This is a genomic window from Nocardia acididurans (assembly GCF_016741815.1).
GTDB lineage: Bacteria > Actinomycetota > Actinomycetes > Mycobacteriales > Mycobacteriaceae > Nocardia > Nocardia acididurans.
This window is the reverse complement of sequence record NZ_JAERRJ010000002.1, coordinates 216,465-230,699: the sequence shown is the minus strand read 5'-3', so window position 1 is coordinate 230,699 and position 14,235 is coordinate 216,465. Positions and strand designations below refer to the sequence as shown.

Below are 14,235 nucleotides of genomic sequence, written 5' to 3'. Positions count from 1 at the left end.
AGTGACATCAAAGTCGCTCATTGGCGAATTGGCGGCATTCGCCGCCGAGTTGAAGTTCGAGCTGGATCCGTTCCAGCGGCAGTCGTGTGAGGCGCTGGAAGGCGGGCACTCCGTTCTGGTGTGTGCGCCCACCGGCGCCGGCAAGACGGTGGTCGGGGAATTCGCGGTGCATCTGGCGCTCGGGTCGGGTGGGAAGTGCTTCTATACGACGCCTATCAAGGCGCTGTCGAATCAGAAGTTCGCGGATCTCACCGCGCGGTACGGGCGGGAGTCGGTGGGGTTGCTCACCGGGGATCAGTCGATCAATCCGGATGCCTCGGTCGTGGTGATGACCACCGAGGTGCTGCGGAACATGCTGTACGCGGGTTCGGATGCGCTGCAGGGGCTTTCGTATGTGGTGATGGATGAGGTGCACTACCTCGCCGACCGGTTCCGGGGCGCGGTGTGGGAGGAGGTCATCCTGCATCTGCCGCCCGAGGTGCGGCTGGTGAGCCTGTCCGCCACGGTCTCCAATGCCGAGGAGTTCGGTGCGTGGATGGAGACGGTGCGCGGCGATACCGCGGTGATCGTGGACGAGACGCGGCCGGTGCCGCTGTGGCAGCACGTCATGGTCGGGCGGCGCATGTTCGATCTGTTCGACGCCAAGTCCAGTGATCAGAAGGTCCTCGTGGACGAGGATCTGGTGCGCTACATCAAGCACAAGGAGTCCACCGATCGGCTGGACGGGTGGGCGGTGCCGGGGCGGCGGGGCGGGCCGCGGCGCATGTTCCGGCCCATGCCGCGCCCGGAGGTGATCGCCCGCCTCGACGAGGAGGGGCTGCTGCCCGCGATCACCTTCATCTTCAGCCGCGCGGGATGTGATGGGGCGCTTGCCCAGTGCGTGCGCTCGCGGCTGGATCTCACGCGCGAGGAGAATCGCGAGGAGATCGACGCGATCATCGAGAAGCACACCGGGGAGCTGCCGCGCAGCGATCTCGAGGTGCTCGGCTACTGGGAGTGGCGCGAGGCGCTGCACCGCGGGTTCGCGGCGCATCACGCGGGTATGCTGCCCGCCTTCCGGCACGCGGTCGAGGATCTGTTCGTGCGCGGGCTGGTGCGGGCCGTATTCGCCACCGAGACACTGGCATTGGGTATCAATATGCCCGCGCGCACGGTGGTGCTGGAGCGGCTGGTCAAGTTCAACGGCGAGACGCACGCCGAACTGACGCCGGGGGAGTACACGCAGCTCACCGGGCGGGCGGGGCGGCGCGGCATCGATGTCGAGGGTCATGCGGTGGTGCTGTGGCATCCGGATGTGGACACCAGCGCGGTCGCCGGTCTGGCCTCCACGCGCACCTATCCGCTGCGCAGTTCGTTCCGGCCGGGCTACAACATGTCGATCAATCTGATCGATCGCATGGGTGCGGCGGATTCGCGCGCGCTGCTGGAGCGGTCCTTCGCCCAGTTCCAGGCCGACCGGTCGGTCGTGGGTCTGGTGCGCGGCATCGAACGCAACGAGGGCCAGCTCCGGAAACTGCGCTCCCAGATGGGCGATGACGATTTCCTGGAGTACTTCGGCCTGCGCGAACGCATCCGCGAACGCGAACGCAGCCTGGAACGCCAGGGCCGCACCGACCGCCGCGCGGCGTCGGTGGCCGCCCTCACCGCCCTGCGCCGCGGTGACGTGGTGGCGATCCCGAGCGGCCGCCGCCAGGGCCTCGCGGTGATCCTGGAACCCGATGCGACACCGGGTGATCCGCGTCCGCTGGTGCTCACCGAGGACAAGTGGGCGGGCCGGGTCTCGGCCGCCGACTTCCCGACACCGGCCGAATCGCTGGGTCACCTCCGGCTGCCGCGCCACGTCGACCATCGGACCGCGCGGGTCCGCCGCGATCTGGCGTCGTCGCTGCGCAACCTGGGTATCCATCCGCCCGGCCGGGGCCGGCGCGGTGGCCCGCGCGCCAAGGCCGCCGACGATCACGAACTGCAGAGTCTGCGGCGCGCGCTGCGCAACCATCCCGCACACTCGCGCCCGGATCGAGAACAGCTGGCGCGCATCGGCGAACGCTACAACCGTGTGCAGCGCGAGACCGAGTCCATGCGCCAGCAGGTCGCCGCGACCACGAACTCCCTGGCCCGCACCTTCGACCGGATCCTCGCCCTGCTCGAGGAGCGCGGATACGTGGACGACGGTGAGGTCACCACCGACGGCCGCCGCCTGGCGCGCATCTACGCCGAAACCGATCTGGTGGTGGCGGAGTGCCTGCGTCAGGGCCTGTGGAAGGGGCTCGGTCCGGCCGAGCTCGCGTCCGTGGTCTCCATCCTGGTGTACGAATCCCGCCAGGAGGGCGGCTATCTCGGTGCTTCGGGCCCGACCGCGCCGATTCGCCGGGCGGTGGACGCCACCATCGGCGTGTGGACGCAGTTGCGGGCCGACGAGTCCCGGCATCGTCTGCAACCCACCCGCGAACCCGACCTCGGATTCGTCACCGGCATCCACTCCTGGGCGGGCGGTCAGGATCTGGCCGACGCCCTGCTGGCCAGTGGTGATCGTGGAAATCCGCTGTCGGCGGGCGATTTCGTGCGCTGGTGCCGGCAGGTCATCGATCTGCTCGATCAGATTCACAGCACCGCCGACGATGTGGAGGTGGCGGGTACCGCGGCCAAGGCGGTGCGGGCCATCCGGCGGGGTGTCGTCGCGGTGGACGCCGCGTAGTGAATTCGACTGTGCTTTGATTCTTTGACGTACCGACCGCGGAGGGTTCACGAGCGTGTCCCCTCTCGGGGGTCTAGCGTAGGTACAACGGATTGCGAGTGGAGGCAAGCAGATGAGCGGCCCGTACGGACCGAACGACGCCCCAGGAACTGGGGAGGGACGCAACGATCCGACGCAGCAGTGGGGTGGCGGTCAGCCCGCGCCCGGCGGCGCCGGACCGACTCAGCAGTGGGGTGGCCAGCAGCCGCCCGCACAGCCCACCGCGCAGTGGGGCGATCAGCAGCAGCCGGGCCAGCAGCCGTGGGGGCAGAGCCAGCCGCAGCAGCCGGTGCAGCAGCCCGGTCAGCAGTGGGGGCAGAGTCAGCCGCAGTGGCCGCAGCAGGGTCAGCCCGACTGGGGTCAGCAGTCGCAGCCGCAGCAGCCGACGGCGCAGCAGTGGGGGCAGTCGCAGCCGCAGTGGCCGCAGCAGGGTCAGCCGGATTGGAATCAGCAGCAGGCCGGTCAGGGCTGGCCGCAGCCGGGCCAGCAGCCGCCCGCCAAGAAGAAGACCGGTCTGATCATCGGCGTCGTGCTGGCGGCCGTGGTCGTGCTGGCCGCGGTGATCGGCGGCGTGGTCTGGGTGACCGCCAAGGATCAGCTGGACAACAAGGCCGTGCAGACCGGCGTGCAGAAGGTGCTCAAGGACTCCTACGGCATCGAGGATGTGCAGGAGGTGAGCTGCCCGTCCGGCCAGAAGGTCGAGGTGGACAAGACCTTCGAGTGCACGCTGAAGGTCGGTGGCGAGGCCAAGAAGGTCACCATCAAGATCACCAAGGATGACGGGACCTACGAGGTCGGTCGTCCGAGCTGATTTCGGCGCGCAACGACGGTCGAGCGGTGCTGCCCGGTGCGGGCGGCACCGCTCGATTCATTTCGTGACCAGCAGTTTTCCGCGCGTTTCCGGTACGAAGATCGCGGGGGCGCGTACCGTGGTGATGAGTCTGTTCTGGTGAGTATTGGGGGTGCGAGATGAATACCGTTGCCCGCGAAATCGTTTGGGGCTCGATCCTGGCCCTGGGCGTGGCGACCTCCGTCGCGTCGGCCCCCATGGCCGTCGCCGTGACCGATCCGGTGGTCACCAACTGCGCCACCTACCCCTACGAACAGGTGGTGCGTCCGGACAAACTCCTGCTGGCCTGTGGCGACGCGGGCCTGTGGGTCAAGGACATCCACTGGACCAGCTGGGGCCCCGACACCGCCGAGGGCGAGGCCACCCAGCTGCGCAAGACCTGTCAGCCCGACTGCGCGACCGGTGGCGTGGCCACCGGTCCCACCCACATCACCCTGCGCAAGGTGGTGCAGCCCGGTAACCGCTTCTCCGAAGCGGAGATCATCGACCTGAACGGGACACCCGAGACCTGGCCGCTGTGACCGCGCTCGGCCCGCTCGGCGGGTTCAGCGTTTGGCCAGCGCCGTCACCAGCCGCTTGACCGGGCTCTCCGCGTTGTACGCGACCGCCAGCGCCTGCAAGCGCTCCGGATCGGCGGGTGTGTACGGCAGCAGATCCGCGCCAGACAGCTCCACCTCGGCATCCTGGACGACCCGCACCACCGGCGCGGCCGCCTTCAGATAATCGTCGGCCGCAACGAGTTTCGCGCGCACGCCCTTCGCGAGATCCGAATCCGGATCGGCCGCCGCGGCCCGCAGCGCCTCCACCGACCCGAACTTGGAGATCAACTGTGCCGCCGACTTGTCCCCGATCCCCGCCACACCCGGCAACCCATCGGACGCGTCGCCGCGCAGCGTCGCCATATCGGCGTAGGCGGGCCCCGCGATCTCCTGCGGCACACCGTATTTCGCCGACACCTCGGCGGGCCCCCACAGCTCCGCCTTGGCCAGCCCGCGCCCCACGTAGAACACCTTCACCGGCGGCTGCGGCGTATCCCGCACCAACTGCAGCAGATCCCGATCCCCGCTGACCACGATCACCTCGCTGTCCCGCTCCCGGGTGGCGAGTGTCCCGATCACATCATCAGCCTCGAGCCCCTCGGCCCCCGCGGTGGCGATCCCCGCCGCCTCCAGCACCTCCATGATCATGTCGACCTGCGGCGTCAGGGTATCCGGCACCTCTTCGGCTTCGAAACCGTCTGCAGCCACCGCACTCTGATCCTCGGCCACCCGATGCGCCTTGTACGACGGCAGCAGATCCACCCGGAACTGCGGCCGCCAATCCAGATCCAGGCACACCACCAACCGGCTCGGCGCATGCTGCTTGGTCAGCGCCGCGACCATATCGGTGAACCCCCGCAGCGCATTGACGGGCCGCCCATCAGGCGCGGTGATCTTCTCCGGAATGGCGTAGAACGCGCGAAACCACAGACTGGCTCCATCGAGCAGCAGCAGCGGACCGGCAGCGGGGGTGCTCATGACCCGCAACGCTACCGCCCCGTCCCGACACCCGCGCGCACCCCGGCGGGTAACGTCGGATGGCATGAGCTCTCATGACGAGTCACGGTTCGCGGCGGAGGTCTACGGGGCGCGGTTGGAGCGGGCGGCGGAGTTGGCGCGCAACGCGCATCTCGATGCCCTGCTCATCACGCCGGGCGCGGATCTTCGGTATCTGATCGGGTCGCGGGCGCAGTCGTTCGAACGGCTCACCTGTCTGGTGATTCCGGCGAGCGGGGAAACGCCGTCGGTGGTGATTCCCAAGCTGGAGCTGGCCTCGCTGAAGGATTCGGCGGCGGGCGAGCTGGGGTTGCAGATCGTGGACTGGGTGGACGGGGTGGATCCCTATCGGCTGGTGCGCAATGTGCTGAACGCGGGGGCGCGGGCGGCGGTGGACGACGCCATGCCCGCGCTGCATCTGCTGCCCATCGCGGATCAGCTGGGGGCGCTGCCGGTTTCGGCGACGCCGGTGCTGCGGCAGTTGCGAATGATCAAGGACGCCAGTGAGATCGACGGCCTGCGCCGGGCCGGTGCGGCCATCGACCGGGTGCACGCCCGGATGGGGGAGTGGTTGCGGGCCGGGCGGACCGAGGCGGAGGTGGCGGCCGATATCGCGGCGGCCATCCTCGAAGAAGGGCATACCGCAGCGGCTTTCGTGATCGTGGGCAGTGGGCCGCACGGGGCTGATCCGCATCACGAGGTGTCGGATCGCGTCATCGAGGACGGTGACGTGGTGGTGGTCGATATCGGAGGGCCGGTCGAGCCGGGGTACTACTCCGACTCCACGCGCACCTATGTGCTGGGTGAGCCGAGCGCTGAAATCGCCGAGCACTTCGCGGAATTGGAGAAGGCGCAGGCTGCCGCGGTGGCGGCGGTGCGGCCGGGGGTGACCGCCGAATCGGTGGACGCCGCCGCGCGAGATCTGTTGACGGCGGCGGGAATCGGCGAGTTCTTCGTGCACCGCACCGGGCACGGCATCGGACTGTCGGTGCACGAGGAGCCCTACATCGTGTCCGGCAACGACATCGTGCTCGAGCCCGGGATGGCGTTCAGCATCGAGCCGGGCGTGTACTTCCCGGGCGAGTGGGGCGCGCGCATCGAGGACATCGTGGTGGTGACCGAGGACGGCTGCGAGTCCATGAACAAGCGGCCGCACGGTCTCACCCAGCTCTGAACACAGTGCGGCTCTGACGACGAGTGGGCCCTGGGCGCGCTGCCGGGGGCCGAGTGTCGTCAGTCGGTGGTGGCGGCGAAGCGCCAGAACTCCTGGAGCCAGTCGGCGGGCACGGGGCTGTCCACGGCGACCGGGGTGAGCACGATGTCGATGCGCCCGCTGCCCGGTTCGTGATAGGCGGAGGTGCCCGTTCCGCCGACCCACCCGTAGCGGCCGGGCGCGTGCCAGGGCTCGGTCACGGCGATGTCGACCGAGCCGCCGCAACCCCAGCCCTGCCCCTCGAGGAACAGGCCGCCGAGCGCCCGGGAGGCGGGAGTGGTGTGGTCGGTGCGCATCAGCCGCACGGATTCGCTGGTGAGCACACGCTGTCCCGCCGCGTCGACGCCCTCGGCGAGCAGCATGCGATGAAAGGCGAGCAGATCGTCGGCGGTGCCCACGAGCCCGCCGTTGCCGAGCGGCAGGTCCGGTTCGGTACTCCACTGGCCGTCGGGTCCGTCGGCCAGTGCGAACCCCTCGGGCGTCTGCCGGTAATAGCTGGTGAACCGGTCGCGGTCGGCGAGCGGCACGGTGAATCCGGAGTCGCGCATGCCGAGTGGTTCGAAGACGCGTTCGGCGAAGAATTCCCCCAGGGGTCGGCCGGAGGCCCGCGCCACGAGAATGCCCTGCACCGTGGACGAGGTGTCGTAGAGCCAGTATCGGCCGGGCTGCCCCAGCAGCGGGATGCGGGCGAGCTCGCCCAGCCACCGGTCAGCGGGCGGAAAGCGCTGCGGTTCCCGTCCGTCGTGCTGCACGGTGCGCAGCGCCCGCATGGCCGGGGAGGCGAAGTCGGACGCGAACCCGAACCCCGCCTGCGAGGTCAGCACATCGAATACGGTGATCGGCCGCGCTGCCGGGACCACGTCGTCGAGCGGCCCGCCCGGATCACGCAGTACACGCGGATTCGCCAGTTCCGGCAGCCACTCGTCCACGGGTTGATCGAGCGCCAACCGCCGATCCTCGACCAGCATGAGCAGCGCCGCCGCGGTGACCGGCTTGGTGAGCGAGGCGAGGCGGAAGATCGAATCCCGTCGCATGGGAACCGACCCATCGGCATGCGCGGATCCCACCGCCGCGACCTCGACCCGATCCCCTCGGGCGAGCAGACCGACCGCTCCCGGCAGCGCTCCCTTCCGGACATACGCTTCCAAGAACTCGTGCAATCCGGGCATGGCCGATCCCTTCGCATAGTGCTGTCAGGGGGTAGACGATGTCCCCGTCCCGGATTCATCGGTGCCTCCCGCAGGTGCTGTGCCTGCGGGAGGGCCGAGTGCGCGATGCGATCAGCTGTGCTGCGGCGCGGGATCCTTCTTCAGCGAACTGCTGGCCAGTACCCGCGCGACCTTGATGGCGATGACCACGCGGGTGGGATTCTCGCGCGGGGTCCGGTAGCGCCCGGTGTACCGCTCGACCGCCGCGGCCACCGATACCGGGTCGTCGAGCACCTCGGCTGGACCTTCGAGGGTGAGCCAGCGGACCCCGTCCACCTGGCTGACGGCCGCGTAGCCGGAGCGCCGCACATTGCGGACCTTGACCGAGGCGCCGTCGCAGATGACCCGGGCGATCCCGGCTTCGGGATCCCAGGTGAACCCGACCGCCACGACGTGCGGGGTGCCGTTTGCGCGCAGGGTCGTGAGGGTCGCCAGGTGGCGTTCGGTCACGAATTCGGTGGCCGCGGGCGAGAGTTCGGTACTGGGCATGACGATGACGCTAGCAACCCGGCCGACGCGGCGATGATCCGGCGCGATGGCAGGATGAGGGGCATGGGATCGGGTTCTCGGGATGTCGACGCGGGCGTCGTGCTGCTGCTGGGCGGGCGCAGCGAGATCGGGGTGGAGGTGGCGCGCCGGCTGGCTCCGGGGCGTGTGGTGATTCTGGCCGCGCGTCGCAGCGGTGAGCTGGGTCCGCAGCGGGCCGAGCTCGAGGCCGCCGGGGCGAGCGCGGTGTATCCCGTCGAATTCGATGCCGACGAGCTGGCGAGTCATCAGCCGCTGCTGGAGAAGATCGTCGCCGAGCACGGGCGGATCGGGGTGGCGGTGCTGGCGTTCGGGGTGCTGGGGGATCAGGCTCGGGCGGAACAGGATCCGGCCCATGCGGTGGCCGTGGTGCACACCGACTATGTGGCGCAGGTGAATGTGCTCACGAGTCTGGCGAATCTCCTTCGCGCCCAGGGGGATGGGCAGATCGTGGTGTTCAGTTCCATTGCGGGGGTGCGGGTGCGGCGCGCCAACTACGTGTACGGGTCCGCGAAGGCCGGTCTCGACGGCTTCGCGACCGGACTGCAGGATGCCTTGTACGGCAGCGGAGTTCACCTGCTGCTGGTGCGGTCCGGGTTTGTGATCGGGCGGATGACCGAGGGGATGGAGCCCGCACCGCTGTCGAGCACGCCCGCGCAGGTGGCCGATGGCGTGGTGGCCGGGCTGCACCGCCGCAAGAGCATTGTCGTGGTGCCGCGCGCCCTGAAACTGATGTTCCTGGCGATGCGTGTTGTGCCGCAGTCGATCTGGCGGCGGATGCCGCGATGACGCCGGTGTCCTGGCCCGCGGAGTCGCCGATCGTGGTGGTCGGCATCGGCGCCGACGGCTGGGACGGCCTGGGCGGGCCCGCGCGTCGCGCGATCGGCGGCGCGGAGGTCCTGCTCGGCTCCGGCCGTCAGCTGGCGCTGGTGCCCGGTGACGCGACCCGCGCCGACCGGCGGGCCTGGCCGTCGCCGCTGGTTCCGGCGCTTCCCGCACTGCTGCAAGGCTTGTCGGGCCGTCGTCTGTGCGTGCTGGCCAGCGGCGACCCCATGTTCTTCGGTATCGGCGTGACCCTGGCCCGCCTGGTGGGCGCGCCCGCCCTGCGGGTGCTGCCGCAGCCCTCCTCGGCCGCGCTGGCCTGTGCGCGCCTCGGCTGGCCGCTGGCCGAGACCCCCGTGGTGAGCGCGGTCGGCCGCCGCCTGGAAACCGTGCTGCCCGAACTGGCGCACGGCCGCCGCCTGCTGGTGCTGAGCTCCGATGAGCACACTCCCGCTCAGCTGGCGGAACTGCTGTCGCGCAACGGGTTCGGCGCATCCAGCATGACCGTGCTGGAGCAGTTGGGCGGCGCGGCGGAACGCGCGGTCAGCGCCCCGGCGGCCGGCTGGGAGCTGCCGCCCGGCGACGCTCTGAACCTCGTCGCCGTGGATTGCGTGGCCGATCGCTCCGCCGCGCGTCTGACGCGCCTGCCGGGCCTGCCCGACGGGATCTACAGCGGCGACGGCCAGCTCACCAAGTACGAGATCCGCATCCTCACGGTGGCCGCCCTCGCCCCCGCTCCCGGTGAACTGCTGTGGGATGTGGGCGGCGGTTCCGGCACCATCGCCATCGAATGGTCGCGCACCCATTCCGCCTGCCGCGCCGTGACTTTCGAGCGCGCGGAGAGCCGCCGCAAGCAGATCGCGGAGAACGCGGCCGCGCTGGGTGTCCCGCACATCGACGTGCGGGGCGCGGCCCCCGCGGCGTTCGCCGGTCTCCCCGCGCCGGACGCGGTCTTCATCGGCGGCGGTCTCACCCAGCCCGGCATGTTCGAATCCTGTTGGGCGCGTCTGCGTTCCGGCGGCCGCCTGGTCGCCAATGCGGTGACGGCCGAGTCGGAGGCGCTGCTGACGAATCTGGCTGCCGCGTACGGTGGTTCGCTGCGCCGGTACCAGGTCTATCGAGCCGAACCGCTGGGCGATTTCACCTCGTGGCGGCCACAGTTGCCGGTCACGCAGTGGAGTGTGGCGAAGCCGGAATAGCCCGGCCGGTCAGATCTGCCGGAGGGGCACGGGCCAGGTGAGTCCGAGTGCGGCCAGCCACGGTGCGAAGCGGTCGCCCGGGCCGCTCGCCGCCTGGCCATCCGTGCCGAAAGAGGCTGCGACGCGGTGGATCTGCACCGGATCCGCATTCCATGCGCGGGCCAGCTCGATGGTGGATTCCACATCGGTGCGATCGTGCGCGGCCAGCTCGTGCGACCCGGACCCGCCCGGCGGCGGGAGGTATTTGCGGTAGATGATCTCGGGCCGGAACTCCGCGACCCGCCACCCGGACCACACCGCCCCGGCACTGCCGAGATCGTCGGCCACCACGACCCTGGCGTCGCGTACGCCCTGGAACAGGTCCGCGCCCACCATCTCGACCACCGACAGCTCGAGGAACCCGGAGGCTCGCCAGAGATTGCTGACCGGATGCGGCTCGGTGAGCACGCAGCGGTCGACGGTGACGACGGCCAGCCTCCTCAGGTTCGCGCGCATGACCTCCGCCTCGGCGCGTGTGGCCGTATCGGCGATCACCGCGGTTCCGTGGATGCCCATCGGGCGAGTGTGCCGAATCCGCGTGTTTCCCGGTCGCAACCGTGGGCCGAGAGTCGGTGTGGCTTCCGATGATTGCAACCGGTCCCGGGTGGGTACCACCAAGATCAGAACTGTGGCGCCGGTCACAAAGACTTCCGTTCGCCGCCGGGTTCGACCATTCTCGAGCGGAGTTAGCTAAATATTTGCTGAAAGTGGGGTGGCTGGGAAGCGATGGCAACAGACGTGAGTTTCCTCGATCCGGTATGGCATCGCGAAGCACTGTGTGCCGAAACCGATCCCGACGCGTTCTTCCCCGATCGGGGCGAGTCCACCCGCGCGGCCAAACGCATCTGCGCACAGTGCGACGTCCGCCGGCAATGCCTCGACTACGCGCTGGCACACGATCACCGATTCGGCATCTGGGGTGGATTGACCCCGCGCGAACGGCACCGGGGCGAGGGGCGGCAGCCCGGCCTCGGACACGGCTGAACGCCGGGAACCGCCTCTGTGGCAAAGAATTCGAATGGGGAGAGCACCATCTCCCGCGCTGTCCGGCTGGTGAGCGCCTTCACCGCCGAGGAGCCGGAACTGACGGTGACCGAACTGTCGCACCGCACCGGCATGTCCCCGCCGACGGTCTCGCGGCTGGTCGCGGAGCTGGCCGAACACGGCTGGCTGCGCCGGGACGCCGCGAAGCGGGTCCGGATCGGCGTCCGCATGTGGGAGGTGGCCGTGCGCGCCGCACCGGTACAGCCGCTGCGGGACGCGGCCCTGCCGGTGATGGCGAAGCTGCACAACACCTTTCGTCACCCCGTGCACCTGGGGGTGAGCGACGGCGGCGACGTGCTGTTCGTCGCCCGGCAACTCGCGGTCGGCGTGCTGCCCCGCGATATCCGGCTCCCGATGCGGGTCCCGCTGCACGCCTCGGCGTCGGGCCTCGTCCTCTTGGCGTACGCGTCGCAGCCGGTGCGGGCGGCGTATCTGTCCCGGCTGCGCCACCCGGACGCGAAGGCCGCGTCGCCTGATCCGGACGGACTGGGGTTGCGGCTCGACGAGATTCGCCGCCGAGGCTTCGCGGTCTGGCGCTCCGAACGCCAGCGGGCCACCGCCGCCGGCGTACCGATTCGCGGCGGCGACGGCCGGGTGATCGCCGCACTGTCGATCCTCGCGCTGCACGGCGGCGTCGGCCCGGACACGGTGTCCGCCCTGCGCTCCGCCGGCGCCGAGATCCAGCTCGAACTGGAATCCGGGCCGAGGTGAGCGCGGATGCGGGCCGCATGTTTCGGCGCGGCCCCGCTCGGCCTGCCGCCCGGATACCCTGGTCGGATGGATACCGGCCGGATGCTTGACGTGCGGGGCGTCTTTCAGGTGAACGCCGGGCACGTCCGGCACGCGCCGCCCACCGGGTTCGCGGGCCTGGGGGTGTTGCGCGCGTTCGGTTTCGATGTCGTCGAGGCGGAACCGGTGCGGCGCAGGAAGATTCCCGGCGGCACCGTGAAGATCGTGTTCGCCATGGCGGGCACGGTCAACGGTCTGAGCAGGGGACCGGCGGCGCTGGTGATCGGTATGCACGATCGCGGCGGGGTGGCCACGCATTCCGGCCGGATGTGCAGTGCGCAGCTGCAATTGGGTCCGCTGGCGGCGCGGCGGCTGCTGGGTGTCCCGCTGTCGGAGTTCCGCAACGGCGCCGTGGATCTGGCTGATCTGTTCGGGCCGCAGGCACAGCGGTTCGTGGAGCGGCTGGCCGAGACGCCGTGCTGGGACGAGCGTTTCGCGCTGATAGCCGACTTTCTACGGGCGCGCAGCGCCGAGGCTGATCCGGATCCCGTGGTGGCGGCCGCCGTGGCCCGGCTGCGGGCCAGCCGGGGCAGGGCGTCGATCACCGAGCTGGCCACGGAAATCGGCTGGAGCCGTCGGCATTTCGCGCGCCGCTTCGGCGACCATATCGGCCTGTCGCCGAAATCGTATGCGTCCCTGGCCAGATTCTCGGCCGCACTGTCCCGGCTCACCGCGGCCGAGGCGGGCGGTGCGCCGGATCTGGGCGAGCTGGCCGATCAGCTCGGCTACTACGACCAGTCCCACCTGACCCGCGATTTCCAGCGCTACGCCGGAACCTCCCCGGCCCGCTTCCACCAGGCCATGTCCCTTTCATCCAATACATCGGTGGTCGTGCCCTCCTAGCCTCCTGGGCGAAGGAAATCCTTGTGGGAAGGGACGATTCGATGGCCCCCGTAACCGTGCGTCTCGCCGCGGCCGGTATCGCGATCCACGCGATCAATCACCTGATCGTGCTGGTGATTCCGCCGACCGGCTGGAATGTCGGCACCGTCTACCATCTTCTCGGCGCACCCGTCTACGCCGCGCTGCTGCTGCCGATCCTGGCGGGCTGCGGGTGGGCGCGCGTCACGATCACGGTGCTGCTCGGCTGTCAGTTCGCCGGGCGATTCGTCGTCTGGATCCTGTTCCCGGAGAGCGGCGTCCGCCTGGCCCTGCTGGCCGGCTGGGCGCTGTCGCTCGCGGTGCTCACCCTGCTGTGGCTGCCGCGCGCCTCCCGCCGCCATTTCCGGGCTAGTGCGCTCCCGGCCGCCGGCCGAGCTGTTCCCGGAGCTGACCCGGCGTGAACCCGGTCTCCTCCCGGAACGCCCGATAGAAGTGCCGGTCGGTGGCGAATCCGGAGTCGGCCGCGATGGCGGCGAGTGCGCGGGTGGGATTGGCGCGCAGCAGTTTCCGCGCATGCTCGACCCGCATACGGCGCAGTATCGCCCCGGGTTCCCCGAAGCCCTCGCAGACCCGGTACAGGGTGCGGCGCGAGATGAGGCAGGCGCGGGCGATCTCGTCGACCGTGAGGTCCGGCCGGGTGCAGTGCTGGCGCATGTAGCCGAGCACCAGCTGTCGGGTGCACAGCGCGTCGGCCGCGCCGGCGGTCGTGGCGGTGTCGGCGGCCGCGAGCTGTACCGCCGAGCCCAGCATGACGGCCGCGTCGTTGCCGAGAACGGTGATGGCGCGGTCCAATTCGCCGGTGGGCAGGCTGACCAGTTGCCGGAAGAATCCGGCGATGACGCCGAGCGCGCCGGTGGTGGGCAGGGCCAAGGCGGTGGGGAGTTCCTCGCGCCGCAGCCCGGTGTGGTCGAGGATGAGCTGGATGGGCGCGCGCACCATGGTGGATTCGGCGTCGTCGGTGGTGTTGCTCTCGAGCGGCAGCCCGCTGTCGAAGAAGGTGATGGTGCCCGCGCTGGATTCGGCGGTGACGCCGTTCTGCTCGGTCCAATTGGTGCCGCTGGTAACGATATTGACGAGCAGGAACTCCTCGGTGGATTGATCGACCAGTCGTTTTGTCCGCAAGGCCCGTTGTGCACTGGCGCGCATTCGCGACACCGCGAAGTTGTCGAATTGCGCGGTGACCATCTTTCCGCTCCAGCGACCGTCGTGTAGCGGGGCGATCTGTGACGGCGCGACCGCGTCCGCCATCAGCGCTTCCCACTGCTCGAACGCCTGACGTGGTGAAACGGTCGACGAGGAGCTGACCTCGACTGAGCCGACAAGGGCTTTCTCCACCCGCGTATCTTCCCACCACCAACCGTTCAGCAATTGGTTTTCGCGCCAACCACGCGGTGC

Annotated in this window: 14 protein-coding genes and 1 pseudogene; 10 read left to right on the top strand and 5 right to left on the bottom strand. The window is 69.8% G+C overall.

The window, feature by feature from the left end; genetic code table 11:
- Window position 1: 1 nt before the first annotated feature.
- The 3 genes from JK358_RS05470 to JK358_RS05460 all read left to right on the top strand — a co-directional run bounded on the left by JK358_RS05470 (window position 2) and on the right by JK358_RS05460 (window position 4,105).
- The gene (locus tag JK358_RS05470; RefSeq protein ID WP_201944375.1) at window positions 2-2,695 is read left to right on the top strand and encodes a DEAD/DEAH box helicase; all 2,694 of its coding nucleotides are present in this window, start codon (window positions 2-4) and stop codon (window positions 2,693-2,695) included.
- A 112-nt stretch (window positions 2,696-2,807) separates the two neighbouring features.
- Complete coding sequence (locus JK358_RS05465) at window positions 2,808-3,545, top strand: DUF4333 domain-containing protein (protein ID WP_201944373.1); 738 nt, start codon at window positions 2,808-2,810, stop codon at window positions 3,543-3,545.
- A gap of 158 nt (window positions 3,546-3,703) precedes the next feature.
- Complete coding sequence (locus JK358_RS05460) at window positions 3,704-4,105, top strand: hypothetical protein (protein ID WP_201944371.1); 402 nt, start codon at window positions 3,704-3,706, stop codon at window positions 4,103-4,105.
- 24 nt (window positions 4,106-4,129) lie between these two features.
- Here the strand turns inward: JK358_RS05460 and JK358_RS05455 are convergent, their stop codons facing one another.
- Window positions 4,130-5,101 carry a 5'-3' exonuclease gene (locus JK358_RS05455; protein WP_201944369.1) on the bottom strand — a complete coding sequence of 324 codons (972 nt, stop codon included), beginning with the start codon at window positions 5,099-5,101 and terminating at the stop codon, window positions 4,130-4,132.
- Between the two features lie 64 nt (window positions 5,102-5,165).
- Between JK358_RS05455 and JK358_RS05450 the strand changes: the two genes are divergently transcribed.
- Entirely contained in the window at window positions 5,166-6,293 is a 1,128-nt protein-coding gene (locus JK358_RS05450) for a M24 family metallopeptidase (RefSeq protein WP_201944367.1), read from the top strand.
- A gap of 59 nt (window positions 6,294-6,352) precedes the next feature.
- Here the strand turns inward: JK358_RS05450 and JK358_RS05445 are convergent, their stop codons facing one another.
- Window positions 6,353-7,501 carry a serine hydrolase domain-containing protein gene (locus JK358_RS05445; protein WP_201944364.1) on the bottom strand — a complete coding sequence of 383 codons (1,149 nt, stop codon included), beginning with the start codon at window positions 7,499-7,501 and terminating at the stop codon, window positions 6,353-6,355.
- A gap of 111 nt (window positions 7,502-7,612) precedes the next feature.
- Window positions 7,613-8,029 carry a PPOX class F420-dependent oxidoreductase gene (locus JK358_RS05440; RefSeq protein WP_201944362.1) on the bottom strand — a complete coding sequence of 139 codons (417 nt, stop codon included), beginning with the start codon at window positions 8,027-8,029 and terminating at the stop codon, window positions 7,613-7,615.
- Between the two features lie 63 nt (window positions 8,030-8,092).
- Between JK358_RS05440 and dprE2 the strand changes: the two genes are divergently transcribed.
- Both dprE2 and cbiE read left to right on the top strand, forming a co-directional pair.
- Window positions 8,093-8,854, top strand: a complete 762-nt coding sequence (gene dprE2, locus JK358_RS05435) for a decaprenylphospho-beta-D-erythro-pentofuranosid-2-ulose 2-reductase (protein WP_201944360.1) — start codon at window positions 8,093-8,095, stop codon at window positions 8,852-8,854.
- A complete protein-coding gene (cbiE, locus tag JK358_RS05430; RefSeq protein ID WP_201944353.1) occupies window positions 8,851-10,086 on the top strand; it encodes a precorrin-6y C5,15-methyltransferase (decarboxylating) subunit CbiE in 1,236 nt (411 codons plus the stop codon). The genes dprE2 and cbiE overlap by 4 nt, the downstream gene beginning before the upstream one ends.
- A 9-nt stretch (window positions 10,087-10,095) precedes the next feature.
- On the opposite strand, the gene JK358_RS05425 is transcribed toward cbiE, so the two are convergent.
- On the bottom strand, window positions 10,096-10,641 hold the full coding sequence (locus JK358_RS05425; protein ID WP_201944351.1) for a hypothetical protein: 546 nt from the start codon (window positions 10,639-10,641) through the stop codon (window positions 10,096-10,098).
- A gap of 249 nt (window positions 10,642-10,890) precedes the next feature.
- Between JK358_RS05425 and JK358_RS05420 the strand changes: the two are divergent.
- The 4 genes and pseudogenes from JK358_RS05420 to JK358_RS05405 form a co-directional block, all read left to right on the top strand.
- Window positions 10,891-11,109: pseudogene (locus JK358_RS05420) on the top strand (WhiB family transcriptional regulator); the annotation flags it as partial.
- Window positions 11,110-11,127: 18 nt separating this feature from the next.
- A complete protein-coding gene (locus JK358_RS40270) occupies window positions 11,128-11,880 on the top strand; it encodes an IclR family transcriptional regulator (RefSeq protein WP_201944347.1) in 753 nt (250 codons plus the stop codon).
- Window positions 11,881-11,946: 66 nt separating this feature from the next.
- Entirely contained in the window at window positions 11,947-12,801 is an 855-nt protein-coding gene (locus JK358_RS05410; RefSeq protein WP_201944345.1) for a helix-turn-helix domain-containing protein, read from the top strand.
- A 23-nt stretch (window positions 12,802-12,824) separates the two neighbouring features.
- Window positions 12,825-13,241, top strand: a complete 417-nt coding sequence (locus JK358_RS05405; RefSeq protein WP_201944343.1) for a hypothetical protein — start codon at window positions 12,825-12,827, stop codon at window positions 13,239-13,241.
- Here the strand turns inward: JK358_RS05405 and JK358_RS39855 are convergent.
- Window positions 13,189-14,175 (bottom strand): helix-turn-helix domain-containing protein, encoded by a 987-nt coding sequence (locus tag JK358_RS39855; RefSeq protein WP_201944341.1) that lies wholly within the window; start codon window positions 14,173-14,175, stop codon window positions 13,189-13,191. The genes JK358_RS05405 and JK358_RS39855 overlap by 53 nt on opposite strands.
- Window positions 14,176-14,235: the final 60 nt, after the last annotated feature.

Bases quoted from the DNA above. Each gene is read 5' to 3' on its own strand.
- JK358_RS05465 (WP_201944373.1), top strand. From the start codon at position 2,808: ATGAGCGGCCCGTACGGACCGAACGACGCCCCAGGAACTGGGGAGGGA.
- JK358_RS05460 (WP_201944371.1), top strand. From the start codon at position 3,704: ATGAATACCGTTGCCCGCGAAATCGTTTGGGGCTCGATCCTGGCCCTG.
- JK358_RS05455 (WP_201944369.1), bottom strand. From the start codon at position 5,101: ATGAGCACCCCCGCTGCCGGTCCGCTGCTGCTGCTCGATGGAGCCAGT.
- JK358_RS05450 (WP_201944367.1), top strand. From the start codon at position 5,166: ATGAGCTCTCATGACGAGTCACGGTTCGCGGCGGAGGTCTACGGGGCG.
- JK358_RS05445 (WP_201944364.1), bottom strand. From the start codon at position 7,501: ATGCCCGGATTGCACGAGTTCTTGGAAGCGTATGTCCGGAAGGGAGCG.
- JK358_RS05440 (WP_201944362.1), bottom strand. From the start codon at position 8,029: ATGCCCAGTACCGAACTCTCGCCCGCGGCCACCGAATTCGTGACCGAA.
- dprE2 (WP_201944360.1), top strand. From the start codon at position 8,093: ATGGGATCGGGTTCTCGGGATGTCGACGCGGGCGTCGTGCTGCTGCTG.
- cbiE (WP_201944353.1), top strand. From the start codon at position 8,851: ATGACGCCGGTGTCCTGGCCCGCGGAGTCGCCGATCGTGGTGGTCGGC.
- JK358_RS05425 (WP_201944351.1), bottom strand. From the start codon at position 10,641: ATGGGCATCCACGGAACCGCGGTGATCGCCGATACGGCCACACGCGCC.
- JK358_RS05410 (WP_201944345.1), top strand. From the start codon at position 11,947: ATGGATACCGGCCGGATGCTTGACGTGCGGGGCGTCTTTCAGGTGAAC.